Below are 22,346 nucleotides of genomic sequence, written 5' to 3' on the forward strand. Positions count from 1 at the left end.
GATCGGTCGCGGACGGGCGTATGACGGTGAGATCATGCGGGACGTGCGTGCGGCGGTGGACATCGACGACGGCGGACTGAAGGCGCGAAAGCTACTGCGCGCACGCGGCGACGGCGAGGCGTCCCCCGGAATCAGTTGCCGCGCGCGGTGGCGCGCATCACAGCGCGTCCGCGTGGGCGGTCTCCGAGCCGTCGGTCTCTTCGGCGCCCTCCTCCGAGCCGGCGATCGACGGCGACGGCGGGGCGTCGGCGCGACCGGCCGCGTGGGGCACCTCGGCCGGGCGGTCGCCGGTCGCACCGACCGTGACGCGACGGTCACGCGCGCGCTCGAGCGGGATCGTGAGCCGGAACGTGCTCCCCTGCCCCGGCGTCGACTCCGCGACGAGCGAGCCGCCGAGCAGGTCGGCGAGCCGCTTGGAGATCGGCAGGCCGAGCCCCGTGCCGGACTGGCGCGTGTCGCCGTGCGACCGCGCCGCGTGCTCGAGCTGCACGAACTCGTCGAAGATGCGCGGCAGGTCGTCGGGGGAGATGCCGGGGCCGTGGTCGGTGACCGCGATCTCGAGCCATCCCTCGTGCCGGGTGCTGCCCACGTCGATCGGGCGGCCGCCGCCGAACTTGATCGCGTTCGACAGCAGGTTGAGCAGGATCTGCCGCACGCGCCGCGGATCGGTCTCGAGCACGACGCCGCCGGTCTCGTCGTGGAGCTGCAGCGGGCACGCGTGCTCGTCGGCGAGTGGCCGCACGGTCACGAACAGATCCTCGATGAGCGCCGGGAACGCGGTGGGCTGCACCGAGAGCTCGAACTTCCCCGCCTCGATCTTCGACAGGTCGAGGATGTCGTTCACGAGCTCCAGGAGGTGGCGCGCCGCCTTGTGCGTGCGCTCGATGCCCTTCTGCTGCTGCTCGTCGAGCGGCCCGTAGATCCCGTCGAGGAGCAGCGTGTTGTAGCCGAGGATCGCGTTGATGGGCGTCCGCAGCTCGTGGCTCATGGACGCGTAGAAGCGGCTGCGCGCCTGCATGGCCTTCTCGAGATCCTCTTGCCGCTGCTGCAGCTCGCGGTTCAGTCCCGCGAGCTGCTCGGCGCTCTTCGCCTCCTGCTCGAGGAGGTTCGTGCGCATCGACAGCTCCATCTGCCGCCGCTCGGCGGCGCGCAGCGCCTGCTCCTGTCGACGCAGCCGCTCGCGCGCGTGGTGCAGGTCGACGAACACGGCGACCTTGGAGCGCAGCACGTCGGGGTTGAAGGGCTTGAACAGGTAGTCGACCGCGCCCACCTCGTAGCCCTGGAAGACGTACTGGTCCTCCTTGTTGATCGCCGTGAGGAAGATGATGGGGATGTGGCGCGAGCGCTCGCGCGACTTGATGAGCCGCGCCGTCTCGAAGCCGTTCAGCCCCGGCATCTGCACGTCGAGCAGGATGAGCGCGAAGTCGCGCACGAGGAGCTGGCGCAGCGCCTCGTCGCCGGAGTGCACCGAGACGAGGCGCTGGCCTAACGGCTCCAGCAGCGCCTCCAGCGCCAGCAGGTTCTCCGGCCGGTCATCGACGAGCAGGATGTCGACCGGCTCCAGCCCCTCCTCGATGCGCCACGGCGACGCGCCGTCGGCGGCCGCGTCGTTAGGCGCGACGGGGATCTCGTCGGTGCGCGCGGCGGCGGACGGCTCGCTCACGTCGCGGCCCTCCCGACGGCGCCGTCGACCGGCATGCCGGTGTTCACGAGCGACACGAGCTGCCCGGCGATCTCGTCGAGCGGTGCGACGACCCAGCGGGGCGAGCCGGAGCCGCGCACCGCCTTCAGCGCCGCCTCGGGCATCGTGCGCACCTCGGCCGTCGCCGGCGTCTGCACGATCCCCCAGCCGCCGCGCTCGACCACGCGCAGCAGCCCGCGGGCGCCGTCCTCGTTCGCGCCCGTGAGCACCACGCCGATCGTCCGCGCGCCGTACGTGTCGGCGGCCGAGGCGAGCGCGACGTCGATCGACGGGCGGCTGAAGCGCACCGCAGCCTCCGTGGAGAGCGCGAAGTGCCGGTCGTCGAACAGGACGTGGTAGTCCGGGGGCGCCACGTACACGTGCGCGTCGCGCAGCGGCTCCTTGTCCTCGACCTCGCACACCCGCAGCGGTGTGACGTCCTGCAGCAGCTCGGCGAGGAGGCCGGCAGCGTCGCGCGAGCGGTGCTGCACGATGAGCATCGGCGCGGCGAACGCGGGCGGGAGGGCGCGCACGATGGTCGTCAGCGCGTGGAGGCCGCCCCACGACGCGCCGACGACCACGACGCGCTTCGGCCCGTCCGGCCCGTCCGTCTCCGCCGCCTGTCCCGACACGCCGCCGTCACTGGATCTTTCGGTAGATCTTCTCGGAGGCCACGAGCGGCTCGTAGCAGCCGTCGTACTTCGAGAAGCGCAGCGACTCCTTGCTCCCCAGCGCGAGGATCCCGAACATCGTGAGGCTGTCGTAGAACAACCCGTGCACCCGCGTCTGCAGCGCCTTGTCGAAGTAGATGAGCACGTTCCGGCAGAGGACCACGTTGAACTCCGTGAACGAGCCGTCCGTCACGAGGTTGTGCTGCGCGAACACCACGTTGCGCTTCAGCGAGGCGTCGAACAGCGCGCCGTTGTACCCCGACGTGTAGTACTCCGAGAACGAGCGCCGTCCTCCGGCCCGGATGTAGTTCTCCGTGTACTCCTGCATCCGCTCCAGGGGAAAGATGCCGTCGCGCGCGCGCCGCAGCACCGTCTCGTTCATGTCGGTCGCGTACACCCGCGCCCGGTCGTAGAGATCCTCCTCGTGGAGGAGGATGGCCATCGAGTAGACCTCCTCCCCCGTCGAGCACCCGGCGTGCCAGATCCGGATGAACGGGTAGGTGCGCAGGATGGGCACCACCGTCTCCCGGAACGTCTGGTAGAACCCCGGGTCGCGGAACATGGCCGTCACCGTGACCGACAGGTCGTCGAGCAGCCGCTCCATGACCTCGGTGTCGTGCAGCACCCGGTCCTGCAGCGCGCTCACCGTGCTCAGCCCCTCGGCCTGGATGCGCTTCCACACCCGGCGCCGGAGCGACGAGTACGCGTAGCCGCGGAAATCGAAGCCGTAGTGCCGATGCACGGCCTCGAGCAGCAGCTCGATCTCGATGCGCTCGAGCGCCGGGTCGTAATGGGTGGGAGCCGCCGGTAACGTCATGCGGTTCCTCCACGCTCCACGCTCCACGCTCCACGCTCACTCCGCGCCGGCGACTGGCCGAGCGTGGAGCGTGGAGCGTGGAGCGTCGCGGGACTCACGAGGTTCATCGGTACAGCCAGACGCGCATGAGCGACAGCAGCTGCTCGGTGTCCACCGGCTTCGTGATGTAGTCGCTCGCGCCGGCCGCGATGCACTTCTCGCGGTCGCCCTTCATCGCCTTCGCCGTGAGCGCGATGATCGGGATGGCCCGCCAGTCGGGACGCTCGCGGATCGCCCGCGTCGTCTCGTAGCCGTCCATCTCCGGCATCATCACGTCCATGAGGATGATCTCGGGCGGCGGCGACTTGTCGAGCCACTCGATCGCGTCCTTGCCGTTCTCGGCGAACGCGACCTCCATGCCGTGCTCCTCGAGCACGCTCGTGAGCGAGAAGATGTTGCGCACGTCGTCGTCGACGATGAGCACGCGCTTGCCGTGGAACACCGCGTCGGCCGTGTGCAGCCGCTCCAGCATGCGGCGCTTGTTCTCGGGAAGCGTCGACTCCACGCGGTGCAGGAACAGCGCGGTCTCGTCGAGCAGCCGCTCCGGGCTCTTCACGTCCTTCACGATGATCGTCTCGGCGTACTTGCGGAGCCGCGTCTCCTCGCCGGGGCTCAGCTCCTTCCCCGTGTAGACGATGATCGGCAGCTCGCGCCGCGACGGATCGGACTTCACGCGCTCGAGCAGCTCGAATCCGCTCATGTCGTGCAGCCCGAGGTCGACGACCATGCAGTCGAAGTCGGTCTCGCCGAGGCGCGCGAGCGCGTCCTCCGCGCTCTCCACCGCGGTGATCTCGACGTCCTCGTGGCCGATGAGCGACACGATCGCGTCGCGCTGCGCCGGATCGTCCTCGACGACGAGCAGTCGCCGCACGCGGTTGTCGAGGAACTCCCCGATGCGGTTGAACGCCTCCTCCAGCGCCTCCGCGCTCACGGGCTTCTCGAGGTACGCGATGGCGCCCGCGCTCAGCCCCTCGTGGCGCCGGCTCACGCCGCTGATGATGTGCACCGGGATGTGGCGCGTGTCGGGGTGCCCCTTGAGCCGCTCCAGCACCGCGAACCCGTCGACGCCCGGCATGTCGATGTCGAGCGTGATGGCGTCGGGCTGGTACTGGTGGGCGAGGTCGACGCCGGTGCGCCCGTCGAGCGCCGCGAGCGCCTTGAACCCCTTGCTGCGCGCCATCTCGAGCAGCACCGACGCGAAGTTCAGGTCGTTCTCCACGACGAGGACGACGGTGTCGCCCTCCTGGATCTCGTCGCGGTCGTCGTGCACGGGGTTCGGGATGTCGGTCGCGAGCGGCGCGCGCCGTTCGAGGCCGTCGACCAGGCGGCGGCCGAGCTCCTCGTCGTCGCCGAACGTGTCGTCGACGTCGGGCTCCTGCTCGATCGTCGGCGCCGCCGCGGCTCGGGACTCGGGACTCGGGACTCGGGACTCGGGACTCGGGACTCGGGACTCGGCGCTGCGGACTCCCGAGTCCCGAGTCCCGAGTCCCGAGTCCCGGCCGACCCGACGGATCTGGCCCGTCGCGCCGATCCCCGACGGCCGCGTGCGCGGTCCGCTGTCGTTAGGCACCCCGCGTCCCGCGTCCGGGTCCACGTAGTTCGACGGCAGGAACAGCGTGAACGTGCTCCCCTCGCCCGGCTTGCTCTCGACGCGGATCTCGCCGCCCAGCAGGCGCGCGATCTCGCGGCTGATGGACAGCCCGAGCCCCGTGCCGCCGTACTTGCGGCTCGTCGCGCCGTCGGCCTGCTGGAACGACTCGAAGATGAGCTGCTGCTTGTCCTTCGGGATGCCGATGCCGGTGTCCTTCACGGCGAAGGCGAGCACCGTGTCCGCCGTGTCGAGCACGCGGTTCGCGAAGCGCCGCCCGCCCTCCGCGCGGCGCACGGTGAGCGTGATGCTCCCGTGCTCGGTGAACTTGAACGCGTTGGACAGCAGGTTCTTGAGGATCTGATTCAGCCGCTGTCCATCGGTGACGAGCGAGTCGGGCGTCCCCGGCAGCACGTCGATCGAGAAGTCGAGCGCCTTCTGCTCGGCCAGCGGGCGGAACGTGCGCTCGGCGAACTCGCGCACCTCCTCGACGCGCACGTCGAGCGGATGCACCTCCATCTTCCCCGCCTCGACCTTCGACAGATCGAGCACGTCGTTGATGAGGTTCAGCAGGTCCGAGCCGGAGCCGAGGATCGTGCGCGCGAACTCCACCTGCTTCGCCGAGAGGTTCCCTTCCTTGTTGTCGGCGAGCAGCCGCGCGAGGATGAGCAGCGAGTTGAGTGGCGTGCGCAGCTCGTGGCTCATGTTCGCGAGGAACTCGCTCTTGTACTTCGACGACAGCGCGAGCTGCGACGCCTTCTCCTCGAGCGCCTGCCGCGCCGCCTCGACCTCGCTGTTCTTCTGCTCGACCTTCTTGTTCTGCTCCGCGAGCAGCGCGGCCTTCTCCTCCAGCTCCTCGTTGACCTGCTGCAGCTCCTCCTGCTGGTCGCGCAGCAGCTCCTCCGACGCGCGCAGCGACTTCGCCTGCGCCTCGAGCTCGGAGTTGGAGCGCTTCAACTCCTCCTGCTGCCGCTTCAGCTCCTCGGACTGGCTCTGCAGCTCCGTGGTGAGCTTCTGCGACTGCTGCAGCAGCTCCTCGGTGCGCATGTTCGCCTGGATCATGTTCAGGACGACGCCGATCGTCTCCTGCAGCTGATCGAGGAAGGTCTGGTGGATCTGGTTGAACGGCAGGAAGCTCGCGAGCTCGACGACCGCCTTCACGTCGCCCTCGAACAGCACGGGGAGCGTGATGATGTTGCGCGGCGGCGCCTCGCCGAGGCCGGACGTGATCTGGATGTAGTCGTCCGGCACGTTCGTGAGCAGGATCGGCTTCTTCTCCAGCGCCGTCTGGCCGACGAGCCCCTCGCCCATGTGCCACACGTTCGACAGGTGCTTGCGCTGCTTGAACGCGTAGCTCGCGATGAGACGCAGCGTCGGCACCCCCTCCTCGTTCTCCATCATGTAGAACGCGCCGCTCCGCGCCTGCACGAGCGGCGTGAGCTCGCTCATGACGAGCCGCGCGACGGAGTCGAGGTCCTTCTGCCCCTGCATGAGCCGCGAGAACCTGGCGAGGTTCGTCTTCAGCCAGTCCTGCTCCTGGTTCTTCTCCGTGGTCTCACGGAGGTTCGCGATCATCTGGTTGATGTTGCGCTTCAGCTCATCGACCTCGCCCTGCGCCTCGACGGTGATCTGCCGCGACAGGTCGCCGCGGGTCACGGCGGTGGCCACGTCGGCGATGGCGCGCACCTGCACGGTGAGCGAGCTCGCCATCGCGTTCACGTTGTCGGTGAGCGCCTTCCACGTGCCGGCGACGTCGGGCACCTGCGCCTGGCCGCCCAGCTTGCCCTCGGTGCCCACCTCCTTCGCCACGCGCGTGACCTCGTCGGCGAAGACGCGGAGGCGATCGACCATGTCGTTGATCGTCTCCTTCAGCTCCAACACCTCGCCGCGCGCCTCCACCGTGATCTTCTGCGACAGGTCGCCGTTCGCGACGGCGATCGTGACGTCCTTCACGTTGCGCACCTGACCGGTCAGGTTCGACGCCATCGTGTTGACGTTGTCCGTGAGGTCGCGCCACGTGCCGGCGACGTTCGCCACCTTCGCCTGGCCGCCGAGCTTTCCTTCCGTGCCCACCTCGCGCGCCACGCGGGTCACCTCGCCGGCGAACGAGTTGAGCTGGTCGACCATCGTGTTGATGACGTCCTTGATCTGCAGGATCTCGCCGCGCACGTCGACCGTGATCTTGCGCGTCAGGTCGCCGCGGGCGATAGCGGTCGCGACCGCGCTCACGTCGCGGAGCTGCACGGTCAGGTTGCCGGCGAGCTGGTTCACGTTGTCGGTGAGGTCCTTCCACGTGCCCGCCACGCCCTGCACCTGCGCCTGGCCGCCTAACCGACCTTCCGTGCCGACTTCCTTCGCCACGCGCGTCACCTCGTCGGCGAACACGCGCAGGCGGTCGACCATGTTGTTGATCGTGTTCTTGAGCTCGAGCACCTCGCCGCGCGCTTCGACCGTGATCTTCTGACCGAGGTCGCCGTTCGCGACGGCCGTCGTGACGAACGCGATGTTGCGCACCTGATTCGTCAGGTTGCTCGCCATCGCGTTCACGTTGTCCGTGAGGTCCTTCCACGTGCCGCTCACGCCCTCGACGCGCGCCTGGCCGCCGAGCACGCCTTCGGTACCGACCTCCTTCGCGACGCGCGTCACCTCGGCGGCGAACGCGGAGAGCTGGTCCACCATCGTGTTGATGGTGTTCTTCAGCTCCAGCACCTCGCCCTTCACGTCCACCGTGATCTTCTTCGACAGGTCACCGCGCGCGACGGCCGTCGTGACCTCGGCGATGTTGCGCACCTGCGCGGTGAGCGAGCCGGCGAGGAAGTTCACCGTGTCGGTGAGGTCCTTCCACGTGCCGGCGACGCCGGGCACGTTCGCCTGCCCGCCGAGTCGACCCTCGCTCCCCACCTCGCGCGCCACGCGCGTGACCTCGGCGGCGAACGCGTTGAGCTGGTCGACCATGGTGTTGATGACTTCCTTGATCTGCAGCACCTCGCCGCGCGCCTCGACGGTGATCTTGCGGCTCAGGTCACCCTTCTGAATCGCGGTGGCGACGCCGCTCACGTCGCGGAGCTGCACGGTGAGGTTGCCGGCGAGCTGGTTCACGTTGTCGGTGAGGTCCTTCCACGTCCCGGCGACGCCCTGCACCTGCGCCTGGCCGCCTAACCGTCCCTCGGTGCCGACTTCCTTCGCGACGCGCGTGACCTCGCTCGCGAAGGCGTTGAGCTGGTCCACCATCGTGTTCACCGTGGACTTCAGCTCGAGGATCTCGCCGCGCACGTCGACGGTGATCTTCTTCGACAGGTCGCCGCGCGCGACGGCCGTCGTGACTTCGGCGATGTTGCGCACCTGCGTGGTGAGCGACGACGCCATGAAGTTCACGGAGTCGGTGAGATCCTTCCACGTGCCCGCGACGCCCGGCACGTTCGCCTGCCCGCCCAGCACGCCCTCCGTGCCCACCTCGCGCGCCACGCGGGTGACCTCGCTCGCGAACGCGCCTAACTGATCGACCATCCGGTTGATCGTGTTCTTCAGCTCCAGCACCTCGCCGCGCACGTCCACCGTGATCTTCTGACTCAGGTCGCCGTTCGCGACCGCGGTGGTGACCTCGGCGATGTTGCGCACCTGCGTCGTCAGCGACGCGGCCATGAAGTTCACCGAGTCGGTGAGGTCCTTCCACGTACCGGCGACGCCGGGCACGTTGGCCTGTCCGCCGAGCACGCCTTCCGTGCCGACCTCGCGGGCGACGCGCGTCACCTCGCCGGCGAAGGAGTTGAGCTGATCGACCATGCGGTTGATGGTGCTCTTCAGCTCGAGCACCTCGCCGCGCGCCTCGACGGTGATCTTCTGCGACAGGTCGCCGTTCGCGACGGCGGTCGTGACGAGTGCGATGTTGCGCACCTGGGTCGTCAGCGACGACGCCATGAAGTTCACGGAGTCCGTCAGGTCGCGCCACGTGCCGGCGACGCCGGGCACCTGCGCCTGGCCGCCCAACCGTCCCTCGGTGCCCACCTCGCGGGCGACGCGCGTGACCTCGTCGGCGAACGTGCCGAGTCGGTCGACCATCGTGTTGATGGTCTCCTTCAGCTCGAGCACCTCGCCCTTCACGTCCACCGTGATCTTCTGCGACAGGTCGCCGTTCGCGACCGCCGTCGTCACCTCCGCGATGTTGCGCACCTGGTTCGTCAGGTTGCTCGCCATCGCGTTCACGTTGTCGGTGAGGTCCTTCCACGTGCCGCTCACGCCTTCCACGACGGCCTGGCCGCCGAGCACCCCCTCCGTGCCGACCTCGCGCGCGACGCGCGTCACCTCGCTCGCGAACGCGGAGAGCTGATCGACCATCGTGTTGATGGTGTTCTTCAGCTCGAGGATCTCGCCGCGCGCGTCGACCGTGATCTTGCGCGACAGGTCGCCCTTCGCGACCGCGGTGGTCACCTCGGCGATGTTGCGCACCTGGTTCGTGAGCGAGCTCGCCATCGCGTTCACGGAGTCGGTCAGGTCCTTCCACGTGCCGGCGACGCCCGGGACGTGCGCCTGGCCGCCCAACACGCCTTCGGTGCCCACCTCGCGGGCGACGCGCGTGACCTCGGAGGCGAACGCCGAGAGCTGATCGACCATCCGGTTCACCGTCGTGCCGATGCGCAGGAACTCGCCCTGCACGGATCGGCCCGAGATGTCGAGCGCCATCTTCTGCGACAGGTCGCCCTCGGCCACCGACGTCAGCACGCGCGCGACCTCGGTGGTCGGCTGGAGCACGTCGGTGATGAGCGCGTTCAGCGCGTCGGCGCTCGTCGCCCAGCCGCCGCGCGCGCCGGGGAGCGACACCCGCTCGCCGAGCAGCCCCTCGCGGCCGACGGTGCGCGCGACGCGCACGATCTCGTCGGTGAGCCCCGAGCGGAGCGCGGCGGCCTCGTTGAACGCGTCGAAGATCGGCGTGAAGCCCGGATCGTTCGCGCGGCCGAGGCGGAACTCGAAGTCGCCGTCACGGAGCGCGAGCAGCGCATCGAGCAGCCGGTCCACGTCCTCGGTGCCCCCGCGTCCGTTCCCGTCGCCGCTTCCGTTGCCGTTGCCGTTGCCGCCCGCGCTGCGGCGTCGGTGGCGGAGCGCGGCATCGACGTCGACGGCCCCGCTCGACGCCGCGCGTCGCGCCGCGGCCCCCCGCGCCTGGGACGCGGCGCCGGCTCGACGTCCACCGGCATCTCCGTCGGCCGCTCGGCGGCGGCCCGCTGGGTCGCCGAGCGGGAGACGCGTCCGCGGCGGGAGCGCGAGGATTCGCTGGAAGTGGCGTTCTTCGGAAGGTCGTTGTCGCCAGCGCGCACGAGGGGATCCTGTCCGGAGGACCGGCGTGGAGTTGATGCGGGCGCGGCACCGGCGGTGTGCCGGTGCCAGGGGATGCGCTCCGGGGCCGGCATCGGGGGCATGCCGGCCCGGTGAGCGCCACACATGTTTGCCCTCCCGTCGTGCAAGAACGCTGCCAACAGCGTTCTCGACTGTAGCGAAGCGCGGACGGCTGCTTAGCGCTGGTCGGGCACGGTGGCCGCGACGACGTGGATCGGGATGCCGCCGTTCGTCGTGCGCAGCACCTCGTGCCACCGCAGCCCCACGCGCCGCTCGAGTTGCGCGTCGGCCGAGACGAGCGCCGCCGTCCACCCCTCGCAGCGCTCACGGAGCACCTCGCCGAGTCGCGCGTAGAGCGCGCCGAGCGTGTCGGTCTCGCCGACGCGCTTGCCGTAGGGCGGGTTCGTCACGACCCAGCCGGGCCTCTCGGGCGGCGCGAGCGCGGAGAGCGGACGTCGATCGACGTGCACGTCGGCCGCGACGCCCGCGCGCGCCGCATTCTCGGCGGTGGCGCGCACCGCGCCGGCGTCGCGGTCGGACGCGTGAATCGGAGCCGGCGCCGCCGGCAGCGACTCGGCGTCGGCGCGCGCGAGCAGCGAGCGCCACCGCGCGGGCTCGAAGTCGGGCCATGCCTCGAACGCGAACCGCCGCTGGCGGCCGGGAGCGATGCGGCGCGCGAGCAGCGCCGCCTCGATCGGGATCGTGCCGGAGCCGCACATCGGGTCGACGAGCGGCGTCGTCGGATCCCAGCGCGCGGCGAGGAGCGCGGCCGCGGCGAGCGTCTCGCGCAGCGGCGCCTTCGCGAGCGCCTCGCGGTAGCCGCGCCGATGGAGCAGCGCGCCGGAGCTGTCGGCGCTCACCGTGCAGCGGTCGTGGAACAGCCGCACGACGAACAGCTGCCCGTCGTCGTCCGACTCGTGCTCGTCGTCGTGCGCCGCCTGCCATCCGCCGGCACCGCCGACGCGGCGCGCGATCGCGTCGGCCACTCGCTCACCGACGGCGTCGGAGTGATAGAGGCGCGACTTGCGGCACGTGACGCGCAGCCGCACCGCGCGCGCCGGCGCGGTGACGCGCTCCCACGCGACCTTGCGCGCGTGACGCTCGAGCTCGTGGAACGACGTCGCGTGGAACTCGGCCAGCCGCACGACGACGCGGCTCACGGTGCGGCACCACAGGTTCGCCGCCCACAGCTGCTCCGCGGTCGCGTCGAACGACACGCCGCTCGCGTCGACGTCGCGTGGAACGACGCCGAGCGCGCGCAGCTCGTCGGCGGCGAGCGGGGCGAGCCCGGGGGCGGTGATCGCGAACGCGTCGTACGTGACATTCCCGGCAGTCGACTGGCTCGGCATGCGGCGAATCTAACCGCGCCCTCGATGCCTCCCGGTCGACCTGCCGTCGAGCGCGGCATGCGCCGTGCGCTCTCGCGGCGCACTCTGTTCCACGATTCTTCACCGACGATGACCGACCCACTCTCCGCGCGCGGCCCCGCGCTCACCGATCCCGAGTCGTGCAACCGCTTCATCGAACGCGTGTTCGGCGGCGACCGCGGGAAGTTCGACACGTTCGTGGAGACCGTACGCTCGGCGATCACGCCAGAGGTCGCGGTGATCGTGCGCGGCAGCTCGGTGACCGGGCATCGCGCGAAAGGGGGTCAGCCGTTCGACGCGGACGGGCCGGGTACGAGCGACGTCGACCTGACGTTCGTCGGCGGCGATATGGTGAAGCTGTACGACTCGTTCCACATCCCCGCCATCCACTCGGTGCCGATGGGCGAGGACCACCCCGACGCGGCGCCCGCGCTGAAGCCGCTGCGCGAGAAGCTGTGCGAGCTCGCGGGGCGGCCGGTGAACATCCAGGCCACGACGGACTTCGTGCAGTACGTGCGCGACGTGACGATGAACCAGCCGTATCTCGTGCTCATCGAGCGGCAGGACGGACAGTCGTTCGAGGGCGGCGCGCCTGCCGCCGATACCCCGCGCGCGTCTCTGCCGGAGCTCGACTCACTGCCGTTGTTGGGCCCGCCCTGAGCCGTGACGCTCCGCCTGCTGAGCTACAACATCCGGTACGGCGGCACCGGCCGCGAGGACGCGCTCGCCGCGGTCATCCGCGACGCGGCGGCGGACGTCGTCGTGCTGCAGGAGGCGACGGATCCGCGCGTCGTCGCACGCCTGGCCGAGGTGACCCACATGCCGTACTCGGCGTCGCGGCCCGGCTACTCCACCGGCTTCCTGAGCCGCACGCCGCTCGCCGGACACGCGTGGTACCACCCGCGCGGCGCGCGGCACGCGTTCATCGAGCTCGTGCTGCCGGGCGACGTCGGACGCGTGTACGGGCTGCACCTCAACGCGTGGTTCTCGAAGTGGAGCGAGCGCCGCCGCGTGCACGAGATCCGCGCGCTGCTGCACTCCATCCGCGAGCATCAGCACGGCTTCCACGTCATCGCCGGCGACTTCAACGCGCTCGCGCCGGGCGCACCACTGAACGCCGCGAAGCTGCCGCGCTGGATCCAGGCGATGGTGTGGATGAGCGGCCGCGACATCGCGCGCGACACGATCGGGGTAATGCTCCAGGCGAGCTACGTCGACGCGTACCGCGTGCTGCACCCGCACGACGACGGGTACACGTTCCCCACCTGGGATCCGCACACGCGGTTCGACTACCTGTTCACCCCCGAGCGCTACGCGCCACGTCTGCGGCGCTGCGACGTGCTGCTCGACGTCGCGCACGGGAAGGCGGCGTCCGACCACTTCCCGCTGGTCACCGACCTCGATCTCGACGTCTGACGACGGCGCGCCACGCCCGCCACGCGAACAGCACCGCGAACACGAGCGCCCACGCGAGCGGGTCCGACTTGTCCTTCTTCTGACTCCACCAGAAGTGGACGAGGCCTAACGCGACGACGGCGTACACCGCCGCGTGCAGCCGGTCCCACCGCTTGCCGCCGAGTCGGCGGATCCATCCGGTGGTGCTCGTGACGGCGAGCGGCAGGAGCAGCAGCCACGCCGTGAAGCCGACGACGAGATAGGGGCGCTTCACGATCTCGTGCGCCACCTCGCCGAGGTCGAGCTCGAGGTCGAGCACCGCGTACGTGGTCAGGTGCGTGCACGCGTAGCCGAACGCGAGCAGCCCGAGGATGCGCCGGTAGCGCGCGAGCCAGTTCCATCCCGTGAGCTGCCGCAGCGGCGTGACGGCGAGCGTCGCGGCGAGGAAGCGGATGGTCCAGTCGCCGGTCGCGTGCTCGAGGCCCTTCACCGGCTCACGTCCGAGCGTGTGCGGCTCGCCGTTCCACGCCCGCCAGAGCTGCCACGCGAGCCACAGCGCGGGGAGCGCGCCGAGGAGCCACACGACGAGTCGCGCTCGACGCGTGCCGAGGAAGCTGCCTAACGATCCGGAGCGCACGCGGAGCCGCGGAGGACGCGGAGGACCGCCGCTCCTGCCGTTCTCCGCGCCCTCCGCGGCTCCGCGTGCGACGTCGACGCTCGGAGAGCGAGCGGTCACTCAGAAGTTCCGCCGCAGATCCATGCCGGCGTACAGCGACGCGACCTGCGCCGCGTAGCCGTTGAACGGCAGCGTGGCGCGCCGCCCGAACTCGCCGACGCGGCGCTCCTTCGCCTGCGACCAGCGCGGGTGGTCGACCTCGGGGTTCACGTTCGCGTAGAACCCGTACTCGTCGGGCGCCGCGACGTTCCAGGTGGTGCTCGGCTGCTTGTCCGTCAGGCGGATCTTCACGATCGACTTCGCGCCCTTGAACCCGTACTTCCACGGGATGACGAGGCGGAGCGGCGCGCCGTTCTGGTTCGGCAGCGTCTTGCCGTACATGCCGGTGACGAGGAGCGTGAGCGGGTGCATCGCCTCGTCCATCCGTAGCGCCTCGACGTAGGGCCACGGGAGCACGCCGCTGCGCTGCCCGGGCATCTGCTTCGGGTCGAACAGCGTGGTGAACTCCACGTACTTCGCCGACGGCAGCGGCTCGAGCTTGCGCAGCACGTCGGCGAGCGGCACGCCGAGCCACGGGATCACCATCGACCACGCCTCGACGCACCGGTGGCGATAGACACGCTCCTGCGGCGCGAGCCCCTTCAGCAGGTCGTCGAACGCCCACGTCGCGGGGCGCTTCACCATCCCCTCGACGGCGACGGACCACGGCCGCGTGCGGAGCGAGCCCGCGTTCGCCTTCGGGTCCTCCTTGTCGGTGCCGAACTCGTAGTAGTTGTTGTAGCCCGTCGCGTCGTCGTACTTCGTGACCTCGTCGCGCGACGCCGGCTGATCCTCGAGCTGCGCGGCGTCGGCCTCGCGCGTGCCGCGATCGCAGCCCAGCAGCGCGCCGGCGCCGATGAACCCCGCGGCGGCGATGAACCGCCGGCGGTCGACGTAGAGAGACTCCGGGGTGATCTCGGACGACGGGATGTCGTCGGGGCGCCTGATCAGCATGACCGAATTCTAACGGGTGGGCGCGGCGGTGCGCCGTTCACGACTCCACGTACGAATCTCGTGGGGGACTGAAGAAGGACTGAAGAGAGACTGAAGAAGGAGAACTCCAACGGTGTTGTTGGTCCTTCTTCAGTCCTCCTTCAGTCCTTCTTCAGTCCTCCAGAAACGCGTACGTGGAGTCTAGCCCGGCATCACGGCCGAGCGTCGTCCGCGCGCCGGTAGTGCACGTTCCGCTCGATCTCGTCGGCACGGCGCTCCGCCGGCGTCTCGCGGGCGTCGTCCACCCACGGGCGGCGCGAGACGATGCGCTCGTCGCGATCGATGCGATCGGCGCGCTCCTCTTCCTCGAGCGTCCCGTAGCTGTGCCGCGGGTAGTTCGGCGAGTCGTAGCGGACGCCGCCGACCGGCGCCTTCTCGTCAACCGTGGCGCCCTCGTCGATGCGCACGCGGGCATCGAGCTCGCGCGGATCGATCTCGCGCTCGGCGAGCATCGGATCCTCCACCGGCTCGTCGCCGAGCCGCGCGCCGCGCCGTTCGGCGTCGCGCAGCTCGCGCTCGCGGCGCGCCGCGTCCGCCTCGACGGCGTTCGCGAGCTGCGCATCGCGGTTCACGTCGCGCCGGCCATCGCGCGGCAGGTCGGCGAGCTCGCGGTTGATCGTCTTCCCCTCGTCGGACACCGCGTGCGCGCCGCCGACGGCGGCCGCGCCCATCGCCGCGCCGCCCGTCGCGCCGAGCGACGTGGACTCGTCGAGCAGGCGACGCGGCGTGCCGCGCGTGTCGCGCACATCGCGCTCGTCGCGCGGCTCCACGACGTCGCTGTGCAGGTCACCGCCGCGCGAGCCGAAGCGCAGCTCGTCGTCGCCGCGGCGCAGGCGGTACTCGCGGTCGCGCTCGTAGCCGCGATCGCCGTAGGCGCGCACGTACTCGTCGTTGAACCGCGACATGTCGGCGTCGCTCAGCGCGCCCTCGCGCGGGAGCGCGGGGAGCGTGTCGGCCGCGCCGAGCTCGCGCGCGTCGACGACGACGCGCTTCGTGCCGCGGTCGATCCACGCCGCGCGCAGCGGGGCGAGCGTGTGCCGATCGTCGCGCTTCAGGTCGACGTCGAGCATCACGACCTCGCCCGCCTCGGTGTCGACGAGCAGGTCGTGCACCACCCCGAGCTCGCGCCCCGTCGACGCGAACACCGACCAGCCGCGAATGTCGGGCTCTCCGTCGGCCACCTTCCACTTCAGATCCCGCAGCGGGCGCAGCTCGCGCGCGCGGCGCGGGTCGGGCCCGACGTTGGCCTCGTCGCGCAGGCCGCGCGACTCCTCGGCTCGTGCCATGGCGTCTCCTCCGATTCAGGACGTGCGGTTGTAATACATGAAGTACCAGGCCACGGCCGCGGCCACGATGAGCAGCAGGAGCACCCAGAGCCACGCCAGGCTCCGCCGCTTCGGTTCGACGCGGATCTCCGCCATCGGTCCCCTCTCGTTCCGGTGATTGCAACGCTCGGCTCGCCGACGTGCGCCGGCCGCCCTGCCACCCGAATTGCAAGCCCGCTGCCAGGCGGCCCCACGACGACGCGTCGCGGCGCGGCAGGGCGGCCCGGATCCTGCCCCGGCTGAACCCATGACCTCGACGGACGCCCAGACGCCGGGCGGTGGGCTCTCGCGAGAGCTCACCCGCGCGCGCGCCCGAAAGATCCTGGCCGAGCGCTTCGGCTTCGACGACTTCCAGTACCGCCAGTTCGAGCCGATCCAGGCCGCGCTCCGCGGGCACGACGCGCTCGTCGTGATGCCCACCGGGAGCGGCAAGTCGCTCATCTACCAGTTCCCGGCGCTGATCCTCCCTGGCCTAACGGTCGTCGTGAGCCCGCTCATCGCGCTCATGAAGGACCAGCAGGACAAGCTCGTCGCGCAGGGCGTCGACGCGCTCGCCGTGCACTCGCACCTGACGACGAAGCAGACGCGCGACACCGAGCGCGCGCTCGCCGAGGGCGGCGGCGACATCCTCTACGTCACGCCGGAGCGGTTCAAGGACCGCGACTTCTTCGAGACGCTGCTCTCGCGCACGGTGAGCCTGTTCGTCGTCGACGAGGCGCACTGCGTGAGCCAGTGGGGACACGACTTCCGCCCCGACTACCTCACGCTCGGCTCCATCGTGCAGCGCCTGGGCCGCCCGCCGGTGCTCGCGCTCACCGCGACCGCCACCGCCGAGGTCCGCGCCGACATCATCCGGCAGCTCGGCATGCGCGACCCGCACGTGACGATCACCGGCTTCGCGCGCCCGAACCTGCGCTTCGAGGTGAAGCGCACGGTGAACAACGCGGTGAAGGACCAAGCGCTGTACGACATCATCGAGAGCACGCCCGGCACCGGCGTCATCTACGTGGCGACGATCAAGGAAGCCGAGCGGCTGCACGAGCAGCTCCGCGAGAAGTACTGGCGACAGCACACGTTCGCGCTCTACCACGGCAAGCTCGCGCCGGCGGAGCGGAAGGCGGCGCAGGACGCCTTCATGAACGACGAGCTGAAGGCGATGGTGGCGACGAACGCGTTCGGGCTCGGCATCGACAAGCAGGAGATCCGCTTCGTCGCGCACTACCACTTCCCCGGCTCGGTCGAGGCGTACTACCAGGAGGCGGGCCGCGCGGGACGGGACGGACTGCCGGCGACGTGCACGCTGCTCTACCGCGTGGAGGACCGTCGCATCCAGAGCTACTTCCTCGGCGGCAAGTACCCCGAGGTCGAGGAGGCGGCGAAGGTCGCGATCGTCCTCGAGTCGTATCCGATGCGCGAGCCGGTGTCCCTCGACGAGCTCGCGGAGCGGAGCGGCGTGCCGCGGCGCAAGGCGCGCATCGCGCTCATGCTGCTGAAGCGCCACGGCAAGGTGCGCGAGCACCGCGGCATGAAGTGGGAGCGCCTCGGCGATCGCCTCACGCAGGTGGACCTCAGCGCGGACCTCACCGACTACGAGGAGCGGCGCGCGCGCGACCAGGCGAAGCTGCAGGCGGTGATCGACTTCGCGCAGACGGCGCGGTGCCGCACGCGGTTCATCCTGGAGTACTTCGGCGAGGACGTGGAGGGCGACTGGCGCTGCGGCAACTGCGATGCGTGCGACGCGCTCACGCAGTGGGAGGTCAAACGCCGCACCGCCTGACCCGAGAGGGTATCGGGCCTCGCTATCATTAGCGCCATGGTCCAGCTCCCTCGGTTTCTCGAACGACGGTACTACGGCAATCCCGTCGCCGACTGGCTGATCGCGCTCGCGGTCATGGCAGGCGTGTGGGTGGTGCTCGTCCTCGTGCGGCGGCTCGCCATCCGACGCCTCGAGCGGTTCGCCGAGCGCACCGCGTCGCCGATCGACGACATCGTGCTCGGCGCGCTGCGGCGCACGAGCGTCGCATTCCTGCTCGCCGTCGCGCTGTCGGCGGGACTGCACGCGGGGCTCGCGCTCTCGCCGAACGTCGAGGCGGTGCTCGACACCGGGATCCGGCTCGCGTTCCTGCTGCAGCTCGCGAGCTGGGGATCCGGTGGCATCACGCTGTGGGTGCACCGCACCACGAACCGCCGCGCGAAGCAGGACAAGGCGAGCCTGGCGACGCTCAACGTCCTCGGGCTGCTCGCGCGCGGGGCGCTATGGACGGTGATCCTGCTGCTCGCGCTGAACGCGTTCGGCATCGACATCACCGCGCTCGTCACGGGACTCGGCATTGCCGGCGTCGCCGTCGCGCTCGCGGTGCAGAGCATCCTCGGCGACCTGTTCGCGTCGCTGTCGATCGCGCTCGACAAGCCGTTCGTCATCGGCGACGCGATCGCGGTCGACAACTTCAACGGCACGGTCGAGGACATCGGGCTGAAGACGACGCGGCTGCGCGCGCTCACCGGCGAGACGCTCGTCTTCTCCAACGCGGATCTGCTGAAGTCGCGCATCCGCAACTACCGCGGCCAGATGGAGCGCCGCGTGACGTTCACGCTCACGCTCGCCGCGGACACGCCCCCCGACCGGCTCGAGCGCGTGCCGGCGCTGGTGCGCGAGATCGTGACCGCGGAGGAGAAGGCGCGCTTCGACCGCTCGCACGTGGCGTCCATCGGCAGCGACGCGACGCTCGGCGTGGAGACCGTATACTTCGTGACGACGGGCGACTACGGCGTCTACATGGACATGCAGCAGCGCATCTACCTCGCGCTGCTGCGCCGGCTCGCGGTGGAAGGCGTGGCGCTCAACAAGCCGCTGCCGCCGGTGGTGCTGAGCACAGCGCGTGCAGGGAGCGTGGAGCGGGGAGCGTAGAGCGTGGAGTGCCCGTTCGCTCCACGCTCCCCGCTCACTCTTCCAGTCGCGCGTCCACCTCGATCTCCAGGTTCCCCAGCAGCGCTTTCGACACCGGGCACTCGCTCGCCGTCGCTTCCGCGCAGTCCTTGAACTGGTCGCGGTCGCCGCCGGGGACGCGCGCGTGGACGGTGAGGCGCATGCGCGTGATGCGCCACCCCGCGTCGTGCTGATCGATCGTGCAGGCGGCGCGCGTCTCGACGCGCTCGGGCAGCATGCCGGCCTTTTCGAGCGCGGCGCTGAGCGCCATGCTGTAGCAGGCCGCCGACGCGGCCGCGAGCAGCTCCTCGGGATTGCTTCCTCCTCCATGACCAAAGCGTGAGCCGAACGAGTAGTCCCCGGCGATGGCGCCGCTCTCCACGTTGAACACTCCTCTCCCGTCGCGCAGCCGTCCTTCCCAGACGGCGGTGGCGGTACGTGTCGGCATGGGCGATCTCCTCGGCGTGCTCGTGGTCCCGGCAGGTGACGGCGGCGCCCCCTCGCGGGGCGGCGCCGTCTGCCGCAGGACGTGGGCCGTCGCGCTCGCATGCGCCGCGGCGTCGTGCCTCGCGGCCGGCTGCGGGCGCGACCGTGGCAAGGCGACGCCCGCCCAGGGGACGCCGGGTGCCGCCGACACGTTCGTGGACACGATCCCCGAGCTCGACCCGTCGCTCGTCGAAGTCCCGATCCGGTACGAGCTCGGGCCCGCCATCGGGGCGCTCGAGCGCGCGGTGCCGCGCACCGTCGGCAACCTCGACGACCGTCGCAAAGTCCCCGGCCACGACCGCCTCTCCTACGCGTTCGTCGCCGAGCGCACGCCGTTCGACGTCTCGGTGCGCGGCAGCACGGTCACCGTGTCGTCGGTCGTCACGTATCACGCGCGCGGCTGGCTCAAGCCGCCGATCGGCCCGTCGCTCGGCGGCTCGTGCGGCATCGGCGGCGACGCGCCGCGGCTGCGCGTCACGCTCACCTCCACGGTGAAGCTCGCCCCCGACTGGACGCTGCGGGCGCACACGCAGGTGCCGACCGTCGCGCCGGCGAGCGACGAGCCGCGCGACAAGTGCAAGATGACGGTGCTGAACGTCGACCTCACCGACCGGGTCGTGGACGCGGTGCAGAAGCTGCTCGACGGCAAGGCGGCGCTGCTCGACGAGCGCATCGCGAAGCTCGATCTGAAGTCGCGTGTCGAGAAGTGGTGGGCGCAGCTCGCCCGCCCGATCAAGGTCGGCGGCAACATGTGGCTGCAGCTCCGTCCCGAGGCGGTGAGCGTCGGATCGCTGCGCGCCGGCGACGGCGCGGTGATCGCGCCCGTGGCGCTCGCCGCGCGCCCGCGCCTGCTGAGCGGCCCGCGTCCCGAGTCGTCGACGGTCGCGCTCCCGAACTTCACGCCGAGCGGGCCGAAGGCCGCCGAACGCGGAAGCTCGCTCCACCTGCTGCTCGAGGCGGTGCTCGACTACGACCAGGCCACGCGCATGCTCGGCCGCCAGCTCGTCGGGCGCACGTTCACGCGCTCGGGGCACACGGTCACGGTGCGCGAGGCACGCGTGTTCGGCGCGCGCGGCGGGCGCGTCGGGCTCGCGCTCCGCCTCGCCGGCGACGTCGACGCGCGCCTCGTGCTCGCCGGACGCCCGGTGTACGACCATGCCTCCGGCACGTTGCACGTCCCCGATCTCGACTACGCGGTGGCCGACGCGTCGCTGCTCGTGCGCGGCGCGGATCAGGTGGGCCACGACGCGTTCCGCGACGCGCTGCGCGAGCGCGCGGTCTTTCCCGTCACGGCGCTCGTCGACTCCGCGCGCGCCCGCGCCGAGCGGGCGATGAACCGCGAGCTCACGAAGGGCGTTAGGCTCGGCGCGAAGGTCGAGACGGGACGCGCGCTCGGCGTGTTCGCGGCGAGCGACGGGCTCCGCGTGCGCGCGGCCGCGGGCGGCGTCCTCTCGCTCGACATCGACCGGGCGCCACCGGTGAAGGTCCGCCGCGCATCGTCCCCCGCGCCGCCGTCGCGCCGCCCCGCCGCGTCCGATCCGCCGAAGACGCCCGCGAACGCCGTCCGACCCGCGGTCCGTCCGCCAGACACGCGCTGAGTTGCCTCACGCGGAGACGCGGAGGCCGCGGAGAACACCGACAGCAGTCGAAGTTCTCCGCGTGCTCCGCGCCTCCGCGTGAGGCGGATCCGGCCCGCGACCCGGAGCCGCGGCCCGTCGAATGCCGCTAGCTTTCGGCGATGACGGAAACCGCCCTGCCCCCCAGCATCACGCGCACGCTCGACCGCTTCGCCGCTCTCGGGCGCGAGGAGAAGATGCAGGCGCTCGTGTCGTACGCGAAGAAGCTCGAGCCGCTGCCGGAGCGATTCGCGGCGCTCGACCGCGCGGCGTTCAACGTGCCCGAGTGCCAGACGCGCGTCGACATCTTTCCCGAGAAGCGCGCCGACGGCACGCTGCACTTCTACGCCGACGTGAACGTGCGCCAGTCGCCGACGATCGCCGCCGTCCTCGCGGTCACGTTCCAGGCGATCAACGACCAGCCGCCCGAGGTCACGCTCGCCATCCCGGCCGATTACGTGCGCCGCCTCATGACCGGCATGGGACTCAACGCGCGCGAGGTGGGGCTGAACGCCATGGTGGAGCGCCTGAAGCGGTATGCTAGACAGGCCGCTGCGTAGCCACGCAGGTGTTAAGTTTTCGGCCATGCAACGGCTCGTCTCCGCCTGGGTGTGGACCGCCTGGGTTCTCATCGTCCTGCTCGGCTTTCCCGTCGCGTGCGTGATCTTCGCCGCCACGGCGCCGTTCGACCCCGGGCGCTACGCGGTCGGGCGCTGGTTCCGGCTGCTCGGCAAGGCCGCCGCGGCGGCGAATCCGTGGTGGCGCATCCGCGTCTCCGGCGTGCGCATCGACGATCCGCGCCGCCCGTACGTCGCGGTCGCGAACCACGAGTCGTACGCCGACATCATGCTGCTCTGCTATCTCCCGTGGGAGATGAAGTGGCTGTCGAAGAAGACCATCTTCAACATCCCGGTGATGGGGTGGATGATGCGCATGGCCGGCGACATCCCGGTCGTGCGCGGCGACCGCGACAGCGGCCTCGACGCGCTCGCCCAGTGCAAGGATCGGCTCGGGAAGCGCGTCTCGGTGATGATCTTCCCCGAGGGCACGCGGTCGCCTAACGACGAGCTGCTGCAGTTCAAGGGCGGCGCGTTCTCGCTCGCCGTCGACGCGCAGGTGCCCATCCTGCCGATCGCGATCGCCGGCACGCGCGACGCCATGGCGAAGCACTCGTTCCGCGTGAACCGCGCCGTCGCCGGGTGCCGCGTGCTGCCGCCGATCGAGACGGCGGGGATGGGCCCGCGCGACGTGCCCGCGCTGCGCAACCGCGTGCGCGCGCTCATCGACGAGACGCGACGCCAGCTGCGCGACGAGCTGGCGGGGGCGCCGACGCCGCCTAACGCGCACGCCGCGGAGCCCACCGACACGGCGCCGAGCGGCGTGGCGTGAACGGCGC

Annotated in this window: 16 protein-coding genes; 7 read left to right on the top strand and 9 right to left on the bottom strand. The window is 70.8% G+C overall.

What is annotated here, in order from left to right; all coding sequences use genetic code 11:
• Positions 1 to 157: 157 nt before the first annotated feature.
• The 5 genes from J421_RS00345 to J421_RS00365 form a co-directional block, all read right to left on the bottom strand.
• Complete coding sequence (locus tag J421_RS00345) at positions 158 to 1,663, bottom strand: hybrid sensor histidine kinase/response regulator (protein WP_158508616.1); 1,506 nt, start codon at positions 1,661 to 1,663, stop codon at positions 158 to 160.
• Positions 1,660 to 2,313: a chemotaxis protein CheB gene (locus J421_RS00350; protein WP_025409165.1), complete on the bottom strand. Its 654-nt coding sequence runs from the start codon at positions 2,311 to 2,313 to the stop codon at positions 1,660 to 1,662. Before J421_RS00350 ends, J421_RS00345 begins: the two co-directional genes overlap by 4 nt.
• Positions 2,314 to 2,320: 7 nt before the next feature.
• Complete coding sequence (locus tag J421_RS00355) at positions 2,321 to 3,169, bottom strand: CheR family methyltransferase (protein ID WP_025409166.1); 849 nt, start codon at positions 3,167 to 3,169, stop codon at positions 2,321 to 2,323.
• A gap of 103 nt (positions 3,170 to 3,272) precedes the next feature.
• Entirely contained in the window at positions 3,273 to 9,809 is a 6,537-nt protein-coding gene (locus J421_RS00360) for a HAMP domain-containing protein (protein ID WP_025409167.1), read from the bottom strand.
• A 494-nt stretch (positions 9,810 to 10,303) separates the two neighbouring features.
• Entirely contained in the window at positions 10,304 to 11,476 is a 1,173-nt protein-coding gene (locus tag J421_RS00365; RefSeq protein WP_025409168.1) for a THUMP domain-containing class I SAM-dependent RNA methyltransferase, read from the bottom strand.
• A gap of 108 nt (positions 11,477 to 11,584) precedes the next feature.
• Here J421_RS00365 and J421_RS00370 point away from each other — a divergent pair, with 108 nt between their 5' ends.
• Positions 11,585 to 12,154, top strand: coding sequence for a hypothetical protein (locus J421_RS00370; protein ID WP_025409169.1), 570 nt, complete (start codon positions 11,585 to 11,587; stop codon positions 12,152 to 12,154).
• 3 nt (positions 12,155 to 12,157) lie between these two features.
• Positions 12,158 to 12,910 (top strand): endonuclease/exonuclease/phosphatase family protein, encoded by a 753-nt coding sequence (locus J421_RS00375; RefSeq protein WP_025409170.1) that lies wholly within the window; start codon positions 12,158 to 12,160, stop codon positions 12,908 to 12,910.
• On the opposite strand, the gene J421_RS00380 is transcribed toward J421_RS00375, so the two are convergent.
• The 3 genes from J421_RS00380 to J421_RS00390 form a co-directional block, all read right to left on the bottom strand.
• Complete coding sequence (locus J421_RS00380; RefSeq protein WP_104022980.1) at positions 12,885 to 13,526, bottom strand: protein-methionine-sulfoxide reductase heme-binding subunit MsrQ; 642 nt, start codon at positions 13,524 to 13,526, stop codon at positions 12,885 to 12,887. The two genes, J421_RS00375 and J421_RS00380, sit on opposite strands and share 26 nt — an antisense overlap.
• A gap of 99 nt (positions 13,527 to 13,625) precedes the next feature.
• Positions 13,626 to 14,558, bottom strand: coding sequence for a protein-methionine-sulfoxide reductase catalytic subunit MsrP (msrP, locus tag J421_RS00385; protein ID WP_025409172.1), 933 nt, complete (start codon positions 14,556 to 14,558; stop codon positions 13,626 to 13,628).
• A 191-nt stretch (positions 14,559 to 14,749) separates the two neighbouring features.
• Positions 14,750 to 15,883: a PRC-barrel domain-containing protein gene (locus tag J421_RS00390; protein ID WP_025409173.1), complete on the bottom strand. Its 1,134-nt coding sequence runs from the start codon at positions 15,881 to 15,883 to the stop codon at positions 14,750 to 14,752.
• Between the two features lie 286 nt (positions 15,884 to 16,169).
• Between J421_RS00390 and J421_RS00395 the strand changes: the two genes are divergently transcribed.
• Both J421_RS00395 and J421_RS00400 read left to right on the top strand, forming a co-directional pair.
• Positions 16,170 to 17,699: a RecQ family ATP-dependent DNA helicase gene (locus tag J421_RS00395; RefSeq protein ID WP_025409174.1), complete on the top strand. Its 1,530-nt coding sequence runs from the start codon at positions 16,170 to 16,172 to the stop codon at positions 17,697 to 17,699.
• Positions 17,700 to 17,735: 36 nt separating this feature from the next.
• Complete coding sequence (locus J421_RS00400) at positions 17,736 to 18,830, top strand: mechanosensitive ion channel family protein (RefSeq protein ID WP_025409175.1); 1,095 nt, start codon at positions 17,736 to 17,738, stop codon at positions 18,828 to 18,830.
• A 34-nt stretch (positions 18,831 to 18,864) separates the two neighbouring features.
• On the opposite strand, the gene J421_RS00405 is transcribed toward J421_RS00400, so the two are convergent.
• Positions 18,865 to 19,296: an OsmC family peroxiredoxin gene (locus J421_RS00405; protein WP_025409176.1), complete on the bottom strand. Its 432-nt coding sequence runs from the start codon at positions 19,294 to 19,296 to the stop codon at positions 18,865 to 18,867.
• Here J421_RS00405 and J421_RS00410 point away from each other — a divergent pair.
• From J421_RS00410 to J421_RS00420, 3 genes are all read left to right on the top strand, one after another.
• A complete protein-coding gene (locus J421_RS00410; protein ID WP_025409177.1) occupies positions 19,295 to 20,932 on the top strand; it encodes a DUF4403 family protein in 1,638 nt (545 codons plus the stop codon). The genes J421_RS00405 and J421_RS00410 overlap by 2 nt on opposite strands.
• A gap of 140 nt (positions 20,933 to 21,072) precedes the next feature.
• Positions 21,073 to 21,510, top strand: a complete 438-nt coding sequence (locus tag J421_RS00415) for a SufE family protein (protein ID WP_025409178.1) — start codon at positions 21,073 to 21,075, stop codon at positions 21,508 to 21,510.
• 25 nt (positions 21,511 to 21,535) lie between these two features.
• Positions 21,536 to 22,339 (top strand): lysophospholipid acyltransferase family protein, encoded by an 804-nt coding sequence (locus tag J421_RS00420; RefSeq protein ID WP_025409179.1) that lies wholly within the window; start codon positions 21,536 to 21,538, stop codon positions 22,337 to 22,339.
• The last annotated feature ends 7 nt before the right edge of the window (positions 22,340 to 22,346 follow it).

It is taken from the genome of Gemmatirosa kalamazoonensis (genome assembly GCF_000522985.1).
Taxonomy (GTDB): Bacteria; Gemmatimonadota; Gemmatimonadetes; order Gemmatimonadales; family Gemmatimonadaceae; genus Gemmatirosa; species Gemmatirosa kalamazoonensis.